Origin of the sequence: Pseudomonas sp. VI4.1 (assembly GCF_002029345.1) — a bacterium.
Taxonomy (GTDB): Bacteria; Pseudomonadota; Gammaproteobacteria; order Pseudomonadales; family Pseudomonadaceae; genus Aquipseudomonas.
In genome coordinates this window covers 40,529-57,952 of record NZ_MULM01000184.1, presented here as the reverse complement: position 1 = coordinate 57,952, position 17,424 = coordinate 40,529, and the positions used below count along the sequence as shown (strand labels likewise).

Here is a 17,424-nt window from a genome sequence, read left to right as displayed (position 1 = left end):
CATATGAACACACAACCTCTGCGTGTCGGCATCGGCGGCCCGGTCGGTTCCGGCAAAACCGCGCTGACCCTGGCCTTGTGCCTGGCGCTGCGCGACCGCTACAACCTGGCGGTGGTGACCAACGACATCTACACCCGCGAAGACGCCGACTTCCTGGTGCGCAACGAAGCCCTGGCGCCGGAGCGGATCATCGGAGTGGAAACTGGCGGCTGCCCGCATACGGCGATCCGCGAAGACGCTTCGATCAACCTGGAGGCCGTGGATCAACTGAACCGTCGCTTTCCCGGGTTGGACCTGATTCTGGTTGAGTCCGGAGGCGATAACCTCTCGGCGACGTTCAGCCCGGAACTGTCCGACCTGACCATTTACGTGATCGATGTGTCGGCTGGCGACAAGCTACCGCGCAAGGGCGGGCCGGGGATCTGCAAATCCGATCTGCTGGTGATCAATAAAATCGATCTTGCGCCGCTGGTAGGCGCGTCGCTGGAACTGATGGACAGCGACACCAAACGCATGCGTAACGGCAAGCCGTTTGTGTTCAGCAACCAGAAAACCGGCTTGGGACTGGAGGAAATAATCGCCTTCATCGAACGCCAGGGCCTGCTGACCGGGGCCTGATCTCGCTCAACTGTTATCAACAAGGAAGCTTATCCATGACACTTAAACGCATTCTGGGCGCCATGGCCCTGCTGCTGACTCCGGCCGTCGCATTCGCCCACCCGGGTCATGGCGATAACGGTTTGATCGCTGGTATCAGCCATCCGATCGCAGGCCTCGATCATTTGCTGGCGATGGTTGCAGTCGGGCTGTGGGCTGCGCAGCAGAAAGGCGCCGCGCGGTGGGTTCTGCCCTGCACATTCGTCGGCACCATGCTGATCGGTGGGCTCTTGGGCTTCGAAGGGCTGGCGCTGCCAGCGCTGGAAAGCGCGATTGCGGGATCCGTGTTGGCGTTGGGTCTGGCGGTAGCCCTGGGAGAGCGTCCGCCGTTGAGCCTGGCGGTGGGCGCGACCGCGGTGTTCGCGCTGTTCCATGGCGTGGCGCATGGGTTGGAGTTGCCGGACATGTCGAGTCCTTGGGCGTATGCGGCGGGGTTTGTAGTGGCGACTGCGGCATTGCATGCGGCGGGTTATGCGGTGGTGCGGGTGTTGCCTCAGGCGGCGGCACCGCTGGTTCGGCTGGTGGGTGCGGGTTCGGCGGCGACTGGGGCCTGGTTGCTGGCGGGCTGATTTTTTTATCGCCTGTGATGGCCTCTTCGCGAGCAAGCTCGCGAAGGCGGCCTGACAGACATCGCTCGGGCCGACCTCTCTGCTAACATGTCGCGCAATCAACCTGCCGTGACGACGCCAGCCAATGCCGCCAGTTTCCCGCTCCGCCTCCCAGCCTGAATTGACCGCACTGTTCGCCCGGGTGCAACAGCACTTTCTGGACGTGATCGTGCCGCTCTGGCAAGGACCCGGCTGGAACCCCGATATGGCGTTGCCGTACGAAGCACTGGACGCCAGTCATCTACCGCTGCCTCCTCAACGCTATCGGGCAATGGCCTGCGCGCGGCAGTTGTATCTGTTTTCAAGCCTGATCGGCCAGGTGCCGGCCGCCGAAGAGCGCGCCGCAGCGTTGTTCCACTCCTTGCAAACGCATTTTCACGACACCGAGCACGGCGGCTGGTTCTACAGCATCGACCCGCACGGAGCCCCGCTGGATCAGCGCAAAGACCTCTACACCCACGCATTCATCCTCTTCGCCTGCGCCCATTACTGGGACAAAGTTCGCGAACCGCAGGTGGAGTCGGTGCTCAACGCGGCACTGGCAACGATTGCGCAGCATTTCGCCACGGGTGACGGCCTGTACGAAGCCAGCCTTGATCGTGACTGGTCATCGCTCGACACCGGACCGCTGCAGAATCCTCTGATGCACCTGGCCGAAGCCTTCCTCGCCACGTTGTCGGTACGTGAAGACAACGCCGTGCAAGACGCGCTCGTTGATTTATGTACTGCCATGCACGAGCGTTTTATCGATCCGCACCACGATGTGTTGATGGAAAAACCGCTGGGGGCCGAGGCTAACTGGTTTGAACCGGGGCATCAGTTCGAATGGTATTTCCTGCTGGAGTCTTCGCCGTTACTGCACGGTTCGGCATTGCACACGTCACTGGAGCGCGCCTTCGCGTTCACCGAGCAACTGGGTGTCGATCGACAGACCGGCGCAGTGCGGGCGATGCTCACTCTGGAGGGACTTTCCAAGGATGCCACCCAACGAATCTGGGCTCAGGCCGAGTACCTGCGCGCCCTGACCCTGCGCCCGGGCAGCGAGAATGCGCTGCTACAGCAGTTACAGGCATTGCAGCAGCGCCATCTGCATGCAGAGGGCTGGTACGAGTGTCGGGATGAGCAGGGTGAAGTAAGTCGTCAGGATATGCCTTCGACCACGCCCTATCACTTGGCGACCTGTTATGGCGGATTGGCCGATTATCTTCGTTGAATGAGAAATCGCCTTCGCGGGCAAGCCACGCTCCCACAGGGTTTTGCGCCGTTCACATTGTAGTGAACCGGCACAAACCCTGTGGGAGCGTGGCTTGCCCGCGATTGGCGGTTACACGGTCTTATGCCCTGTCGCTATTACGCTCTATGGCAAACCCGCTCCAGGTCTGGCTCACCGGCATCAGCTCCAGGCTGTTGATGTTGATGTGCGCCGGGGCGTTGAGTACCCAGAAAATTGTTTCGGCGATGTCTTGTGGCTGGATCGGATCGGCACCGGCGTAGGTCGCGTTGTAACGCTCCTGGTCACCGGCGAAACGCACCAGTGAAAACTCGCTCTCGCACATGCCCGGCTCTATGTTGCTGACGCGCACGCCGGTCCCTTGCAGGTCGCAGCGCAGGTTCAGGGAGAACTGTTTGACGAACGCCTTGCTCGCGCCATACACATGGCTGCCCGGATACGGGTAGTTGCCGGCGACGGAGCCGAGGTTGACGATGCTGGCACCGCGACCATGGGCGATCAGGCGCGGCAACAGCAGGCGCGTGCTGTACATCAGGCCTTTGATGTTGGTGTCGACCATGGTGTCCCAATCGTCGAGATCGCATTTGGGCGCCGGGTCAACCCCCAGGGCCAGGCCCGCGTTGTTGATCAACCCGCGCAGTTTGGCGAACGAAGGCGGCAGATTGGCTATCGCCTCTTCCATGGCCTTGCGATCACGCACGTCGAGCACCAGGCCATGGACCTCGGTCTGTTTCGACAAGTCGGCGCACAGGGCATTGAGGCGCTCTTCACGACGGCCTGTCAGCACCAGTTTCCAGCCGGCGTCGGCAAAACGACGGGCACAGGCCTCACCAAAACCGGAGGTCGCGCCGGTAATAAACAGGGTGTTGGACATCGTGTTCTCCTTGCTTCGGCTGACAGACAGCCATTGGGATAGAAAATCAGCTGGCAGCATGCCCCGCCCCGCTCTCACCGGCAACCATTCCACGATCGCGATTCTGTGCAAAAAATGATCAACACGACGAACGCCTTACCCACTGTGGCTTGCAGCCATGTGCGCGCACCTTATCCACAGCCCCATCCACACATTCCGGGGGCAAGTGGAAAAGCTGAAAGCCGCTGTGTACAAGGCTTGGCGAGCAGTTTTGAAACTTTTTTGCTTGACCCTGGCTGTCCTGCCGTGCAGCCCCAAGGCATTTTGCACGATCCGGGGTAAAACCGACGATGGCGCCAAGCCAGTAAATACGGCCTCCAGCGGAGTCTTTCCAGAGTTTAACCACAGACTTATCCACAGGCTGACCGGGCACATTTCAACTTGTTTTTGCAGCCAACAAAAAGGTTGACAAAGTCGGGTCACCGTCCGAAAAAAACGCTTGATCAAAAAACAACCACAACCCTGCAGGCCACGTTTTCAAAGGCTTTCAGCCAGCTACTCCCACGTTATTCACAGCCAGCTCCACAGCAAACGGGGACAAGTCAAAACTGTGACAAAACAACTATTTGCAGCGGCTTTATGTCGCGCTTTGAGAGGTCGCGAATATTGTTTTCCACAATTTCGCTTTACCTTGTGACTTCCTTGATTTTCTCCTACGGGTTGACACTCCTAAAAGGGTGAACAGATTTACCGGGGCATAAAAAAAACGCCCTGAGTTCGTCAGGGCGTTTTTTGGTTACTCAACGGTTCAGTGCCCGCCGAGATAAGCGTTACGCACCTCCTCGTTGACCAGCAGCTCCTTGCCGGTGCCTGTGATGCGGATCTCGCCGTTGACCATCACGTAGGCCCGGTCCGACAGCTTGAGGGCGTGGTTGGCGTTCTGCTCGACCAGGAAGATGGTCATGCCGGTCTTCGCCAGCTCCCGCAGGGTGGCGAAAATCTGCTTCACCACGATCGGCGCCAGCCCCAGGCTCGGTTCATCGAGCAACAGCAGTTTCGGCCGGCTCATCAGCGCCCGGGCGATGGCCAGCATTTGCTGCTCGCCACCAGACATGGTCATGGCCCGCTGGGTACGACGCTCCTTGAGCCGTGGAAACAGCTCGAACATGCGCTGCATGTCTTCGGTGGCGTACTTGTCACCGATCGGGATGGTGCCCATCAGCAGGTTTTCCTCGACTGTCATGTCGGGGAATACCCGCCGACCTTCCGGCGACTGGGCAATGCCGTGGGAGGCGATGTAGTGGGACGATTTGTGGGTGATGTCCACCCCTTGATAGACGATCGCCCCGCTTGCCGCCCGTGGCTGACCGAAAATCGACATCAGCAGCGTCGATTTGCCGGCGCCGTTGGAGCCAATCAGGCTGACGGTTTCCCCTTCGTTGATGTGCAGCGAGACTTTCTTCAGGGCCTGGATCGGCCCGTAGAACACGTCCAGTTCCTTGAGCTCGAGGATGGGTTGGGTCATACCACCTCCTCTTCGTCGGCGCCCAGGTAGGCGGCAATCACCTTGGGATCGTTGCGAATGGCCTCGGGCCCGCCCTCGGCAATGACGATGCCGTGGTCCAGCACCACAATGTGATCGGAAATGCTCATGACCATGCCCATATCGTGTTCGATCAGCACCACGGTCAGATCGTGCTCGTCGCGCAGCAGCCGGATCATCGCGCTCAGCGCTTCGGTTTCCTGAGGGTTGAGACCGGCAGCCGGTTCGTCGAGGCAGATGATCTGCGGCCGGGTGCACATGGCCCGGGCGATTTCCAGGCGGCGTTGCTGGCCGTAGGACAGCTCGCCGGCCAGACGGTTGGCGCAGTCCACCAGGTCCACCACTTCCAGCCAGTAGAACGCGTGGTCCAGTGCATCGCTTTCGGCCTTGCGATAGCCCTTGGTGTTGAGGATACCGGCCAGCAGGTTGCGATTGACCCACATGTGCTGGGCGACCAGCAGGTTTTCCAGCACCGACATTTCCTTGAACAGGCGAATGTTCTGGAACGTGCGCGCCAGACCCGCCCGGTTAACCAGGTGGGTGCCGCCGAACATCTTGTAGCGCAGCCGGTTGATGAAGTTTTTCGGGGAAACGAAATCGACGGCTTTGAACGATTCGCCCAGCAGCTGGATCACGTTGGTTCGCTTGCCACGGGTATTGAGTTCGATCCTGCCGCCGGAGGCTTTGTAGAACCCGGTCAGGCAGTTGAACACGGTGGTCTTGCCGGCGCCATTGGGGCCGATCAGGGCAAAGATCGAGTTGCGGTGCACCTTCAGGCTGACATCGCTCAACGCCTTGATGCCGCCGAAGTGCATCATCAGCTTCTCGACCGAGAGTACGACTTCGCTCATGGCGCTACTCCTTTACGTGGCGTCACACCGGTACGACTGATCCGAATCAGGCCGCGCGGTCGCCATATCATCATCAACACCATCAGGATGCCGAACAGCAATACGCGGTATTCGGCGAAGCCGCGCAACAGTTCCGGGGCCACGGTCAGCACGAATGCGGCGATGACCACGCCGATGGTCGAGCCCATGCCGCCAAGTACCACGATGGCGAGGATCAGTGCCGATTCAAAGAAGGTGAACGAGGTCGGGTTGACGAAACCTTGATAAGTGGCGAAGAACACGCCAGCCAGACCAGCCGTCGATGCGCCGATGGTGAACGCCGAAAGCTTGACCAGCACGTGGTTCAGGCCCATGGAGCGGCAAGCGATTTCGTCTTCGCGCAAGGCTTCCCAGGCGCGGCCGACCGGCATGCGGGTCAAGCGATGCTTGACGTACAGCACGGCCAGCACCACCAGGAACAACACCGCATAAATGAAGTAGTACTTCACGTCCGGGTTATAGGCGATGCCGAAAAACTCATGGAACGGAACGCCCCCCTCCTTCGCTCGCTTACCGAACTCGAGGCCGAAGAAGGTCGGCAACGGCGCCGCCATGCCGTTCGGGCCACCGGTCAGGGACAGCCAGTTGTTAAGGATCAGCCGGATGATTTCACCAAAGCCCAGGGTCACGATTGCCAGGTAGTCACCGTGCAGTCGCAGCACCGGGAAACCCAGGATGCAACCGGCCAGGCCAGCCGTGATCGCCGCCAGCGGCAGCACCGTCCAGAAACCGAGCCCCAGGTATTGATAACCGAGCGCCAGTCCATAGGCACCGATGGCGTAGAACGCCACATAACCCAGGTCGAGCAGGCCGGCGAGGCCGACCACGATGTTCAGCCCCAAGCCCAACAGCACGTAGATCAGCCCGAGGATGACCACGCCCAGCAGGTAGGAGTTGGAGAAAAACGGGAACACCACGGCGACGACGATCACCACCGGAATGATCCAGCGCAACCGAGTCTTGTAGTCCGGCGGCAGTACATGCACCCCGGAGCCGGTGCTTTCGAAACCTTCGAGAATTTTCAAGCCCTTGGGGGTTTGCAGGAACAGGCTCAGGGCAAAGCGGCCCGCCATGACGATGGCGACAATCCATGCCACCCGGGTCGTTTCCAGGTTGAAGCCGTAGCCGTCCAGGACCACGCCGACAATCGGGCCGAACACAATCAGGGCCACCAGGCCGGCGAGAATCGCGTCAACCAGGCTTCTTTTGAGATCAATGGTTTTTTTAGTGGTTGAAGACATCGCTTACACCTTCGACACAAGAGGACGGCCGAGCAGGCCTTGGGGCCGAAAGACCAGAACGAGAACGAGCAGCGAGAAGCTGAAGACGTCTTTGTAGTCCGAGTTGACCAATCCGGAGAACAGCGACTCGGAGATCCCGAGAATGATCCCGCCGAGCATTGCCCCGGGCAACGAGCCGATCCCGCCCAGCACCGCGGCGGTGAACGCCTTGATGCCGATGATGAAGCCCGCGTAGAAGTCGAATGTGCCGTAGTTCATAGTGATCAGCACGCCGGCCAGGGCCGCCATCGCGGCACCGATGATGAACACGTAGGAAATCACGCGATCGGTGTTGATCCCCAGGATCGAGGCCATCTTGCGGTCTTGCTGGGTGGCGCGGCACATGCGGCCGAGCTTGGTGTACTTGATGATGTAGGTCAGCAGGGCCATCCCGGCAAACGCTGCGACCAGAATGAAGATCTTGGTGTAGGTGAGCTGAACGAAGCCGGTCCCGACTTCAACTCGCCATGCACCGGTGAGCAGTGTCGGCACGCCTTGTTGACGGGCGCCCTGGGCGATCTGTGCATAGTTCTGCAGGATCAGGGAAATACCGATGGCGCTGATCAGCGGGGCCAGTCGGGTAGAGTTGCGCAGCGGTTTATAGGCGACGCGCTCGATGACCCAGCCATACACCGCCGTGACGATGATGGTGAAGATCAGTGTGCCGAGCATCAGCAGGGGGAAGGATTCGATACCGAAGTATGCCAGCAGAGCCAGACTGATTGCCGCGAGGTAAGCGGAAATCATGTAAACCTCGCCGTGGGCGAAGTTGATCATGCCGATGATGCCATAGACCATTGTGTAGCCGATGGCGATCAGGCCATAGACCGACCCGAGGGTCAGGCCGTTGACCAGTTGCTGCAGGAAAATACCATCCATAACGCAATCTCACGCATTTGAGAGACTGCACAGAAGCCAGGTGCGACGGGCTGGGGTTCAGCCACCCGTACAACAGGGTTGTGTGCAGCTCTACGAGAAAAGACAGGTACTGCACGGACATGTTCTTTGATTGCCAGGCGCACCAGGCGCCGGGCAATCAGCAGGTCATATCACTTCTGTTTTTCCAGCTGGTGGTATTTGCCGTCCTTATCCCACTGGTAAACCACGTAGTCGGAGACTTTCAGGTCGCCCTTGGCGTCCCAGGTCTTCTCGCCCATCACGGTCTTGACCGGGTTTTTCTTCAGCCACTCGGCGGCTTTCTCGCCACTGTTGGATTTGGCGCCATTGAAGGCCGCGGCCAGCGTCTGGACTGAAGCATAGGCGTACAAGGTGTAGCCTTCAGGCTCGGTGCCCTTCTTGCGGAACTCATCCACTACGGTCTTGCTTTCTGGCAGCAGGCGCGGGTCGGCGCCGAAGGTCATCAGCACGCCGTCGACGAATTGCGGACCGCCAGCGGTGGTCACCAGTTCGTCGGTCACGATGCCATCGTCGGACATGAACTTGACGTCTTTGAGACCTTGCTCACGCAGTTGGCGCACCAGGGGACCGGCTTCCGGGTGCAGGCCACCGAAGTAGACGACGTCGGCGCCAGCGCCGCGGATCTTGGTGACGATGGTGCTGAAGTCTTTTTCGCCACGGGTCAGGCCTTCGTACAACACCGGCTTCACGCCGCGTTTTTCCAGCTGGGCCTTGGTAGCGTCCGCCAGGCCTTGGCCGTAGGTATCCTTGTCGTGCAGGACCACGACTTTCTTGCCCTTGAGCACGTCGACGATGTAGTCGCCCGCCACGATGCCTTGCTGGTCGTCACGCCCGCACATACGGAACATGGCACTCAGGCCGCGCTCGGTAACCGCCGGGTTGGTGGAGCCGGGAGTGATCGCAATAATGCCCGCTTCATCGTAGATCTCGGAAGCCGGAATGGTCGACGAAGAGCAGAAGTGACCGACCACGCCAACGACTTTCTGGTTGGTCAGGTCCTTGGCGACCGTCACAGCCTGTTTCGGTTCGCAGGCGTCATCGCCCTTGACCAGGACGATTTTTTCCCCGTTGACGCCGCCCGCCGCGTTGACCGCATCGGCCGCCGCTTGTGCACCCTTCATGTACTGCTCGCCAAATGCCGCGTTGGCACCTGTCATTGGACCCGCCACACCAATTTTTACGTCAGCCTGTGCAAACGCAGAAACACCCAACGCAGCTGCCACTGCGAGGGCCAGAAAGCCTTTCTTGTAAAACGTCTGGGACATGAGGTGGTGCTCCATGGTTTTTTTTAGTTGGCACTGCGACTTCTCTGAATGCTCAGAGCAAGGGCCGTGCCATCGGTTTTTTATTCTGGGAAAAGTCGCTACCTTATTGTTCTTACGACTGTTTCGAGCCCATTTTCATTGGGCGTGCAACCATCTAAACCGCGGAAGGTGAAACCATTTATTTTTTAAGGCGCAACCCGCATGCGCCATCATTGCAACCGCGGTGCCAAACGACGTGCAACCTGCCTGTAACAACGTGCGTCACCGAAGTGCACACTGCTGGTGCGGGACTGCTACAAACCCGCACCACTACAGGCTAGTCGTTACCCGTAAAAGCGCCGCTTTCAGCAACATATTTCAACAATCAAATAACGATCCGCAGGCACTGGCCTGCGTGATACAGCGAAAAACCGGCTTCGTATAAACAGCTGCGCAATCCGGCCGCTGCCAATGGCTGCATGGGGGCGAAGGGAATCGGCAAAGCTTGAGGATTTCCGTTACACAAATAGTCGGCAAAGGCTTTGCCGACCACGGTGCCGGTCGTCACGCCCCGGCCGTTGTAACCGGTGACTGCCACTAGACCGGGCGCGGGTTCGAACAATCGCATTAGATGGTCAGGCGTGAACGCGATGCAACCGGTCCAGGTGCACTCCCACTCCACCGGTTTCAAGTAAGGGAAGTAGTGCTGCTGAACCCGGTCGGCCCAGGCCTTGAGGAACCAGGTCGGCTTCTTGTTGCCGTTCCCCAGACTGCCAAGCAGCAAGCGTCCGTCTTTATCCCGACGAATGCTGCTGAGGACCTGGCGGGTATCCCAGGAACCCTGGCCGCCGGGCAGGATTTGCTGCGCAGCCTCTTCGGTGAGCGGGACCGAGGCCACTTGATAGTAATAACCGGGGAAGAAATTGCGCCGCAACTCCGTCCAGTCGCCTTCGGTGTAAGCGTTGGAGGCGATGACCACTTGCTCGGCCAGCACCGAACCCTGCGCCGTTTGCACCGACCAGCGTTGGCCCTGACGTTCGAGTCGGGTCACCGGGGAATGATCGAACAGCTGACCGCCCAGGCTGATAGCCGCTTTGGCCAGACCTGTCGTATAAGCCATCGGGTTGATCGTGCCCGCACGTCGATCAAGCAGCGCAGCGGCAATCTTTTTGGTGCCCGTTGCTTGTTCGCACGCCTGCCCGGTCAGCAGTTCGACCGGCGCTCCGCGACGTTTCCATTGTTGCTCACGACTGCGCAGATCCTCTTCGCCACGGGCGTTGTGCGCCATGTGCAGCGTGCCTTCGCGGCGCAGTTGGCAATCGATGTGGTATTTGTCGACCAGGCTGAACACCAGGGACGGCGCCGCACCGAGCATGCGATTGAGCTGACTGCCCACTGCTTCGCCAAACCCTTCTTCGATCTCGTCCGGTGGAATCCACATCCCGGCGTTGACCAGACCGACATTGCGCCCGGAACCACCATGACCGGCACGATGGGCTTCCAGCACGCAGACACTTTTACCTTGTTCCAGCAAATGCACCGCCGCCGACAGACCGGTGAAACCGGCGCCGATGACGCAGACATCCACTTTCACTTCGCCCTTGAGCGCCGTATTGTCCGGCCTTTGCGGCGTCAGTTTTTCCCACAGACACTCTTCGCGTAACGGCATTGCCAGACTCCAACAGAAACCTAACAAACAAACAAACAAACAACCTTCGCTGGCAAGCCAGCGCCTACAGGTTATATGCCGTGACACAAACCATGTAGGAGCTGGCTTGCCAGCGAAAGGGCCCGTCAGTCGAACGTAATGCCCTGAGCCAACGGCAACTCCAGCGAATAGTTCACGGTGTTGGTCTGACGGCGCATGTACCCGCGCCATGCATCGGAGCCCGATTCACGACCACCGCCGGTTTCTTTTTCGCCACCGAACGCGCCGCCGATTTCCGCGCCGCTCGGGCCGATATTGACGTTGGCGATGCCGCAGTCGCTGCCCACGGCCGACATGAACTGTTCGGCTTCACGCACGTCAGTGGTGAAGATGCATGACGACAGGCCCTGTGGCACGGCGTTGTTCAGGCGCAGTGCTTCGTCGAAATCGTTGTAACCAACCACGTACAGGATCGGTGCGAAGGTTTCGCTGCACACCACATCGCTCTGCTCCGGCATTTCAACGATCGCTGGCGAGACGTAATAGGCATCAGGGAATTTATCTTCCAGTTGACGCTTGCCGCCGAATACCCGGCCACCTTCGCTCAACGCTTGCTCCAGTGCGTCCTGCATGTTTTCGAAACTGTGCTTGTCGATCAGTGGACCGACCAGGTTGCCTTCCAGCGGATGACCGATACGCACTTTGGAATACGCGGCCTTGAGGCGGGTGACGATTTCTTCCTTCACCGATTCATGGGCAATCAGGCGACGCAGCGTGGTGCAACGCTGGCCCGCGGTGCCAACAGCGCTGAACAGGATCGCACGCACGGCCATGTCCAGGTCGGCGCTTGGGCCGAGGATCATCGCGTTGTTGCCGCCCAGTTCGAGAATACTGCGGGCAAAGCGTGCGGCGATCTTCGGTGCCACTTCGCGACCCATGCGGGTGCTGCCGGTGGCGCTGACCAGCGCAACACGCGGGTCATCGACCAGGGCTTCACCGGCATCACGGCCGCCGATGATGACTTGGCTCAGGTGCGGTGGCGCGTCGCTGAAGTTTTTCAGGACCCGGTCGAACAGCGCCTGGCAGGCCAGGGCGGTCAGTGGGGTTTTTTCCGACGGTTTCCAGATCACCGGGTTACCACAGACCAGCGCCAGCGTGGTGTTCCAGGCCCAGACCGCGACCGGGAAATTGAACGCGCTGATCACACCGACAACGCCCAGCGGATGCCAGGTTTCACGCATATGGTGGCCAGGGCGCTCGGAGGCGATGGTCAAGCCGTACAGCTGACGGGAAAGACCCACGGCGAAGTCGCAAATGTCGATCATTTCCTGAACTTCACCCAGGCCTTCCTGGGTGATCTTCCCGGCTTCCCAGGACACCAGCTCGCCGAGGTCGGCCTTGTATTCACGCAGGATATCGCCCAGCTGACGCACCAGTTCGCCACGGCGCGGCGCCGGGACTTTGCGCCACAGTTCGAACGCATGATCTGCGCGACTGATGTGCTGCTCGACTTCGGCGGCGCCTTCCCAGTTCACGGCGGCGATCCGGCTGCCATCGATGGGCGAATGCACCGGCACTTTGCCGTTCTGATACAGGGCCGGGTTCACACCAAGACGATCAAGCAATGCGGCAACCATGGGTTACTCCTCAAGCAAAAAACAGAATGTGGGCAGCCGGAAAATCACGACTGATCAGACCTGTAGTTTTAGCGCCCCCGAGGTTACTCAACAAACGACCTTTAAGAGAGATATCATTCCGTTTATTCATGCTGTGCATTGCTGGCAATAAGAGACAAGAAGAAAGGACCGCCCATGCTGAACAAACGCTATCTGCCGTCGATCACCGCCCTGCAGTGTTTCGAGGCTGTGACCCGGCATTTGAGTTTCACCCGGGCCGCCGAAGAGCTGAACCTGACCCAGAGCGCGGTGAGCAAACAAGTCGCACAACTCGAAGAATTGTTGCAGCACCTGCTGTTCCGTCGAGTGCGCCGCCGTCTGCAAATGACCCCGGCCGGAGATTTGTACCTGGTAGAGGTGCGAAAAATCCTCACACAGGTCGAGATGTCGACCCATTACCTGCGTTCCTACGGTGGCGAAACCGAAGTCCTGCGCGTCTCCACGCCCCCGACCTTCGGCGCACGTTGGCTGGTGCCACGCTTGAAAGGCTGGCGCCTGCGCCACCCATCGATCCACCTGGACCTGTGCAGCGAACAGGAAGCCGACGATCTGTTGCAGGGTCGCAGCGACCTGGCCTTCTATTTTGGCCAGGGTTCGCGCCCCGGCACCGAATGCCTGAAGCTGTTCAGCGAAGAGCTTGTTCCTGTGTGTGCACCGGGCAGCCTGCCGGATACGCCGTTCACCGATCCTACGCAACTCGCTGACCTGGTCCTGCTGCAAAACGCTTCACGCCCCCAGGCCTGGCATGACTGGTTCGACAGCCAGGGCTACCACACCGAGCACAGTTACCACGGCCCACGGTTCGAAACCTTCTACATGTGCATCCGCGCCGCCCAGGTCGGCTGCGGCGTGGCGCTGTTGCCGAAGTTTCTGGTGGAAGAGGAATTGGCCGACGGTAAACTGGTCATACCCTGGCAGCATGCGATGCCCAGCACCGACGCCTATTACCTGGCGTACCCGGAGCATGCGGCGGAAGTGCCGAAAGTGCGAGATTTTGTGAAGTGGATGCTGGAGCAGATTGATAGTCCCGTCGTGCCGACTATATAGGGCTGCCCCAATCCCTGTAGGAGCGGGCTTGCCCGCGAATCGGCCGGCACATCCAACATAAATGTTGACGGGTAGATCGCTTTCGCGGGCAAGCCCGCTCCTACAGGGATCTGCTGCGGTCTAAAAAAACGCTGGCAATCTTCACCACCGATATGCGCCACTAGCCCCATTCATTGAAACAGCTGCAACGTCGCTGCCACGGGCCGCGGCCAGCCTGGAGAACCCCCGTTATGAGCGAGAGTGTGTTTGCCGATCGTATCGTGCAGAACCTGCTCGACACCGACTTCTACAAACTGACGATGATGCAGGCGGTGCTGCACAACTACCCCAACGTGGAAGTCGAATGGGAGTTCCGTTGCCGCAACAGTGAGGATCTGCGCCCGTACCTGGCGGAGATCCGCTTCCAGATCGAGCGACTGGCCGAGCTGAGCCTGAGTGCCGACCAGTTGGGTTTCATGGAGCGCATCAGCTTCATGAAACCGGATTTCCTGCGCTTTCTCGGCTTGTTTCGCTTCAACTTGCGCTACGTCCATACCGGGATCGAAAACGGCGAGCTGTTCATTCGCCTGCGCGGGCCATGGCTGCACGTGATTCTGTTCGAAGTGCCGCTGCTGGCGATTGTCAGCGAAGTGCGCAACCGCTATCGCTACCGGGAAATCGTCCTGGAGCAGGCGCGCGAGCAGCTCTATCGCAAGTTCGACTGGCTGACCGCCAATGCCGGCAGCGATGAATTATCCGAATTGCAGGTTGCCGATTTCGGTACTCGCCGGCGCTTCTCGTTTCGCGTACAGGAAGAAGTGGTGAACGTGCTCAAGCACGATTTCCCCGGGCGCTTCGTCGGCACCAGTAACGTGCACCTGGCGCGTGAGCTGGACATAAAGCCGCTGGGCACCATGGCCCACGAGTGGATCATGGCCCATCAGCAACTCGGCCCGCGCCTGATCGACAGCCAGATCGCCGCCCTCGATTGCTGGGTCCGCGAATATCGGGGCTTGCTCGGGATCGCCCTGACCGACTGCATCACCACCGATGCCTTCCTCAGTGATTTCGACCTCTATTTCGCCAAACTCTTCGACGGCTTGCGCCACGATTCCGGTGATCCGGTGCTCTGGGCGGAAAAAGCCATCGCTCGCTATCACCAGCTTGGCATCGACCCGATGAGCAAGACGCTGGTGTTCTCCGACAGCCTGACGCTGCCCAAGGCCCTGGAGATTTTCCGGGCGCTGCGGGGTCGGATCAATGTCAGCTTCGGTATCGGCACCAACCTGACGTGCGATATTCCGGGTGTCGAACCGATGAGCATCGTGCTTAAAATGACCGCCTGCAACGGCCAGCCGGTGGCAAAGATCTCCGACGAGCCGGGCAAGACGCATTGCAAAGACCCGAATTTCGTCGCCTATTTGCGACACGTTTTCCAAGTACCTGCCGCCCTTTCCAGCACATCAAGTCTACCTAGCAAGGAGTGAATTCATGCAAGCCGTACAGCGTGAGATTGCTGAGCAGCTCAAGGTTCAACCGCCGTTCGCCGACCAGGCCGCCCTTGAGGCCGAAGTCGCCCGACGGATCACCTTCATCCAGGATTGCCTGGTCAATTCCGGGCTCAAGACCCTGGTGCTCGGCATCAGTGGTGGCGTCGACTCCCTGACTGCCGGCCTGCTGGCCCAACACGCCATGCGCGAGTTGCGCACACGCACAGGTGACGATAGCTACAAGTTCATCGCCGTGCGCTTGCCCTACGAAACCCAGTTCGACGAGCACGACGCCAAGGCCTCGGTGGACTTCATTGCCCCGGACGAGCGTCACACGGTCAACATCGGTCCGGCGGTCAAAGCCCTGGCCAGTGAAGTGGCAGCGTTCGAAGGCAAGCAGGCGGTATCGGTGGATTTCGTGCTCGGCAATACCAAGGCGCGGATGCGCATGGTTGCCCAATACACCATTGCCGGCGCAGCGCATGGGCTGGTGATCGGCACCGACCACGCGGCGGAAGCGGTGATGGGCTTTTTTACCAAGTTTGGTGACGGCGCGTGTGACCTCGCACCGCTGAGCGGCCTGGTGAAGAATCAGGTCCGGGACATCGCCCGCAGCTTCGGCGCGCCGGAGTCGTTGGTGGAAAAAATCCCGACCGCCGACCTTGAGGACTTGTCGCCGGGCAAACCGGATGAAGCGTCCCACGGCGTGACCTATGCCGAGATCGATGCATTCCTGCACGGCGAGCCGGTGCGTGAGGAAGCGTTCAAGATCATCTGCGATACGTTTAAAAAGACCCATCACAAGCGCGTGATGCCGTTCGCACCGTAAGCCGTAAATAAGTTGGCGTCTGTTCCGGCGCCGAAGAACGATGACTCGGTCTATCGTCAGGCACAAAAAAGCGTCCCGAGCGGACGCTTTTTTTATGACTCGATACGCTTATTTCAGGGTAACAGTCCCTTTCATCATCGAGATATGGCCCGGGAATGAGCAGAAGAACCCGTACTTCTCACCAGCAGCCAGCTTGGACACATCGAAGGTCACCGAGTCGGTTTCCTTGGCGCCGATGATTTTGGTGTGAGCGATGATGCGCGCGTCACCTTCCGGCAGGTAGTTCTTCTCGATGCCTGCGGCCAGGCCCGCGGTGGCGATCGGCTGCATATCAGCCTCTTTGCTCAGCACCCAGTTATGACCCATGACGTTTTTCGGCAGGTTGCCGGAGTGTTTCAGCTCCACGGTGAACGTCTTGCAGCTCTTGTCGATGCTGATGTCCTTGGTATCGAAGGACATCTGGTCAGTCGAGTCGACAGTGACCTTGCACTCGGCAGCCATCAATTGGCTGCTGGCCAGTGTCAACAGGGATACCGCAACAAGTTTGGCAAACATGGTGAATCTCCAAGGCAGGGTTAACAAAGTGCGAATGGACAGAAGACTGCCTGAAAACTTCGCAAGTTCCTATGACCTGAATCAAAAATTGTATACAACTTTCGGGCTATGACACCTATCGAGACAATCTACCAGCCAGCGGTCAAGGACGGTCCTATCATCAGGTCGTCATCATTCTGGAGCGCCTGACATGTCCCTCAATAGCCTGTTGTGCAGTTTGCTTGCCGCCTATGCCTGTGGCGCCAGCGGCACCTGTGAAACACCCAAACGCGACGTTTAGACCTTGGACTGGCGCTTGCCTGCCTTTACTCTGTGGCCATCTGACCATGGAGCAAGGCATGTCTTTAGCGTCTGTTTGTGTATTTTGCGGTGCCAGTACCGGCACCAACCCGGCTTATCGTGAAGCGGCTGTCGCCCTGGGGCGGGCATTGGCCGAGCGCAAGCTGACCCTGGTCTATGGCGGTGGCGCCGTCGGGCTGATGGGCATCGTCGCCGATGCTGCGCTGGCGGCCGGTGGTGAAGTGATCGGGATCATCCCGCAAAGCCTCAAGGACAAGGAAATCGGCCACAGCGGCCTGACTCGCCTGGAAGTGGTCGACGGCATGCATGCGCGCAAGGCGCGGATGGCCGAGCTCAGCGACGCTTTTATCGCCCTGCCCGGCGGCCTGGGCACGCTTGAGGAATTGTTCGAAGTCTGGACCTGGGGCCAACTCGGCTACCACGGCAAACCGCTGGGGCTGCTGGAAGTGAACGGTTTCTACAGCAAATTGACCGGTTTTCTTGATCATATCGTCGGCGAAGGCTTCGTTCGCGAGGCGCACCGTGACATGCTGCAAGTGAGCGAATCGCCGCAAACCCTGCTCGATGCCCTGGATGCCTGGCAGCCGACAGTGGTGCCAAAGTGGACAGAGCAAAAACCCAGCTAACGGCTCGGCATCGATACAAGGCAGAATACGCGCCGCTCAACCTCACCTTC

16 protein-coding genes are annotated in these 17,424 nt (G+C 59.5%); 7 read left to right on the top strand and 9 right to left on the bottom strand.

Annotated elements, in window-relative coordinates; all coding sequences use genetic code 11:
• The first annotated feature begins 3 nt into the window (after positions 1-3).
• The 3 genes from ureG to BZ163_RS32300 all read left to right on the top strand — a co-directional run bounded on the left by ureG (position 4) and on the right by BZ163_RS32300 (position 2,478).
• Positions 4-618: an urease accessory protein UreG gene (gene ureG / locus BZ163_RS32310; RefSeq protein WP_128874324.1), complete on the top strand. Its 615-nt coding sequence runs from the start codon at positions 4-6 to the stop codon at positions 616-618.
• Positions 619-653: 35 nt separating this feature from the next.
• Positions 654-1,226, top strand: a complete 573-nt coding sequence (locus BZ163_RS32305; protein ID WP_128874323.1) for a HupE/UreJ family protein — start codon at positions 654-656, stop codon at positions 1,224-1,226.
• 124 nt (positions 1,227-1,350) lie between these two features.
• Positions 1,351-2,478 carry an AGE family epimerase/isomerase gene (locus tag BZ163_RS32300; protein ID WP_128874322.1) on the top strand — a complete coding sequence of 376 codons (1,128 nt, stop codon included), beginning with the start codon at positions 1,351-1,353 and terminating at the stop codon, positions 2,476-2,478.
• A gap of 121 nt (positions 2,479-2,599) precedes the next feature.
• Here the strand turns inward: BZ163_RS32300 and BZ163_RS32295 are convergent, their stop codons facing one another.
• The 8 genes from BZ163_RS32295 to BZ163_RS32255 form a co-directional block, all read right to left on the bottom strand.
• Positions 2,600-3,370: an SDR family oxidoreductase gene (locus BZ163_RS32295; RefSeq protein ID WP_128874321.1), complete on the bottom strand. Its 771-nt coding sequence runs from the start codon at positions 3,368-3,370 to the stop codon at positions 2,600-2,602.
• Between the two features lie 787 nt (positions 3,371-4,157).
• Complete coding sequence (locus BZ163_RS32285) at positions 4,158-4,874, bottom strand: ABC transporter ATP-binding protein (protein WP_128874320.1); 717 nt, start codon at positions 4,872-4,874, stop codon at positions 4,158-4,160.
• A complete protein-coding gene (locus BZ163_RS32280; RefSeq protein ID WP_128874319.1) occupies positions 4,871-5,743 on the bottom strand; it encodes an ABC transporter ATP-binding protein in 873 nt (290 codons plus the stop codon). The genes BZ163_RS32285 and BZ163_RS32280 overlap by 4 nt, the downstream gene beginning before the upstream one ends.
• A complete protein-coding gene (gene livM, locus BZ163_RS32275) occupies positions 5,740-7,023 on the bottom strand; it encodes a high-affinity branched-chain amino acid ABC transporter permease LivM (RefSeq protein WP_064675642.1) in 1,284 nt (427 codons plus the stop codon). The genes BZ163_RS32280 and livM overlap by 4 nt, the downstream gene beginning before the upstream one ends.
• Before the next feature lie 3 nt (positions 7,024-7,026).
• Positions 7,027-7,941: a branched-chain amino acid ABC transporter permease LivH gene (locus BZ163_RS32270; protein WP_064675641.1), complete on the bottom strand. Its 915-nt coding sequence runs from the start codon at positions 7,939-7,941 to the stop codon at positions 7,027-7,029.
• Between the two features lie 170 nt (positions 7,942-8,111).
• Positions 8,112-9,245 carry a branched-chain amino acid ABC transporter substrate-binding protein gene (locus BZ163_RS32265; protein WP_128874318.1) on the bottom strand — a complete coding sequence of 378 codons (1,134 nt, stop codon included), beginning with the start codon at positions 9,243-9,245 and terminating at the stop codon, positions 8,112-8,114.
• 364 nt (positions 9,246-9,609) lie between these two features.
• Complete coding sequence (locus BZ163_RS32260; RefSeq protein ID WP_128874317.1) at positions 9,610-10,893, bottom strand: FAD-binding oxidoreductase; 1,284 nt, start codon at positions 10,891-10,893, stop codon at positions 9,610-9,612.
• A gap of 125 nt (positions 10,894-11,018) precedes the next feature.
• Entirely contained in the window at positions 11,019-12,509 is a 1,491-nt protein-coding gene (locus BZ163_RS32255) for an aldehyde dehydrogenase family protein (RefSeq protein WP_128874316.1), read from the bottom strand.
• A 174-nt stretch (positions 12,510-12,683) separates the two neighbouring features.
• Here BZ163_RS32255 and BZ163_RS32250 point away from each other — a divergent pair, with 174 nt between their 5' ends.
• The 3 genes from BZ163_RS32250 (at position 12,684) to nadE (ending at position 15,893) form a co-directional block, all read left to right on the top strand.
• Complete coding sequence (locus BZ163_RS32250) at positions 12,684-13,595, top strand: LysR family transcriptional regulator (protein ID WP_128874315.1); 912 nt, start codon at positions 12,684-12,686, stop codon at positions 13,593-13,595.
• Positions 13,596-13,825: 230 nt separating this feature from the next.
• Positions 13,826-15,061, top strand: coding sequence for a nicotinate phosphoribosyltransferase (gene pncB / locus BZ163_RS32245; RefSeq protein WP_128874314.1), 1,236 nt, complete (start codon positions 13,826-13,828; stop codon positions 15,059-15,061).
• Positions 15,062-15,065: 4 nt separating this feature from the next.
• Entirely contained in the window at positions 15,066-15,893 is an 828-nt protein-coding gene (gene nadE / locus BZ163_RS32240; RefSeq protein ID WP_128874313.1) for an ammonia-dependent NAD(+) synthetase, read from the top strand.
• Between the two features lie 108 nt (positions 15,894-16,001).
• Here nadE and azu read toward each other — a convergent pair whose 3' ends face one another.
• Positions 16,002-16,448 carry an azurin gene (gene azu / locus BZ163_RS32235; protein WP_128874312.1) on the bottom strand — a complete coding sequence of 149 codons (447 nt, stop codon included), beginning with the start codon at positions 16,446-16,448 and terminating at the stop codon, positions 16,002-16,004.
• 338 nt (positions 16,449-16,786) lie between these two features.
• Here azu and BZ163_RS32230 point away from each other — a divergent pair, with 338 nt between their 5' ends.
• On the top strand, positions 16,787-17,374 hold the full coding sequence (locus tag BZ163_RS32230; protein WP_128874311.1) for a TIGR00730 family Rossman fold protein: 588 nt from the start codon (positions 16,787-16,789) through the stop codon (positions 17,372-17,374).
• Positions 17,375-17,424 lie beyond the last annotated feature (50 nt).

Excerpts from the sequence above, each read along its gene's own strand:
- ureG (WP_128874324.1), top strand. The coding sequence starts at position 4 with ATGAACACACAACCTCTGCGTGTCGGCATCGGCGGCCCGGTCGGTTCC.
- BZ163_RS32305 (WP_128874323.1), top strand. The coding sequence starts at position 654 with ATGACACTTAAACGCATTCTGGGCGCCATGGCCCTGCTGCTGACTCCG.
- BZ163_RS32300 (WP_128874322.1), top strand. The coding sequence starts at position 1,351 with ATGCCGCCAGTTTCCCGCTCCGCCTCCCAGCCTGAATTGACCGCACTG.
- BZ163_RS32295 (WP_128874321.1), bottom strand. The coding sequence starts at position 3,370 with ATGTCCAACACCCTGTTTATTACCGGCGCGACCTCCGGTTTTGGTGAG.
- BZ163_RS32285 (WP_128874320.1), bottom strand. The coding sequence starts at position 4,874 with ATGACCCAACCCATCCTCGAGCTCAAGGAACTGGACGTGTTCTACGGG.
- BZ163_RS32280 (WP_128874319.1), bottom strand. The coding sequence starts at position 5,743 with ATGAGCGAAGTCGTACTCTCGGTCGAGAAGCTGATGATGCACTTCGGC.
- livM (WP_064675642.1), bottom strand. The coding sequence starts at position 7,023 with ATGTCTTCAACCACTAAAAAAACCATTGATCTCAAAAGAAGCCTGGTT.
- BZ163_RS32270 (WP_064675641.1), bottom strand. The coding sequence starts at position 7,941 with ATGGATGGTATTTTCCTGCAGCAACTGGTCAACGGCCTGACCCTCGGG.
- BZ163_RS32265 (WP_128874318.1), bottom strand. The coding sequence starts at position 9,245 with ATGTCCCAGACGTTTTACAAGAAAGGCTTTCTGGCCCTCGCAGTGGCA.
- BZ163_RS32260 (WP_128874317.1), bottom strand. The coding sequence starts at position 10,893 with ATGCCGTTACGCGAAGAGTGTCTGTGGGAAAAACTGACGCCGCAAAGG.
- BZ163_RS32255 (WP_128874316.1), bottom strand. The coding sequence starts at position 12,509 with ATGGTTGCCGCATTGCTTGATCGTCTTGGTGTGAACCCGGCCCTGTAT.
- BZ163_RS32250 (WP_128874315.1), top strand. The coding sequence starts at position 12,684 with ATGCTGAACAAACGCTATCTGCCGTCGATCACCGCCCTGCAGTGTTTC.
- pncB (WP_128874314.1), top strand. The coding sequence starts at position 13,826 with ATGAGCGAGAGTGTGTTTGCCGATCGTATCGTGCAGAACCTGCTCGAC.
- nadE (WP_128874313.1), top strand. The coding sequence starts at position 15,066 with ATGCAAGCCGTACAGCGTGAGATTGCTGAGCAGCTCAAGGTTCAACCG.
- azu (WP_128874312.1), bottom strand. The coding sequence starts at position 16,448 with ATGTTTGCCAAACTTGTTGCGGTATCCCTGTTGACACTGGCCAGCAGC.
- BZ163_RS32230 (WP_128874311.1), top strand. The coding sequence starts at position 16,787 with ATGTCTTTAGCGTCTGTTTGTGTATTTTGCGGTGCCAGTACCGGCACC.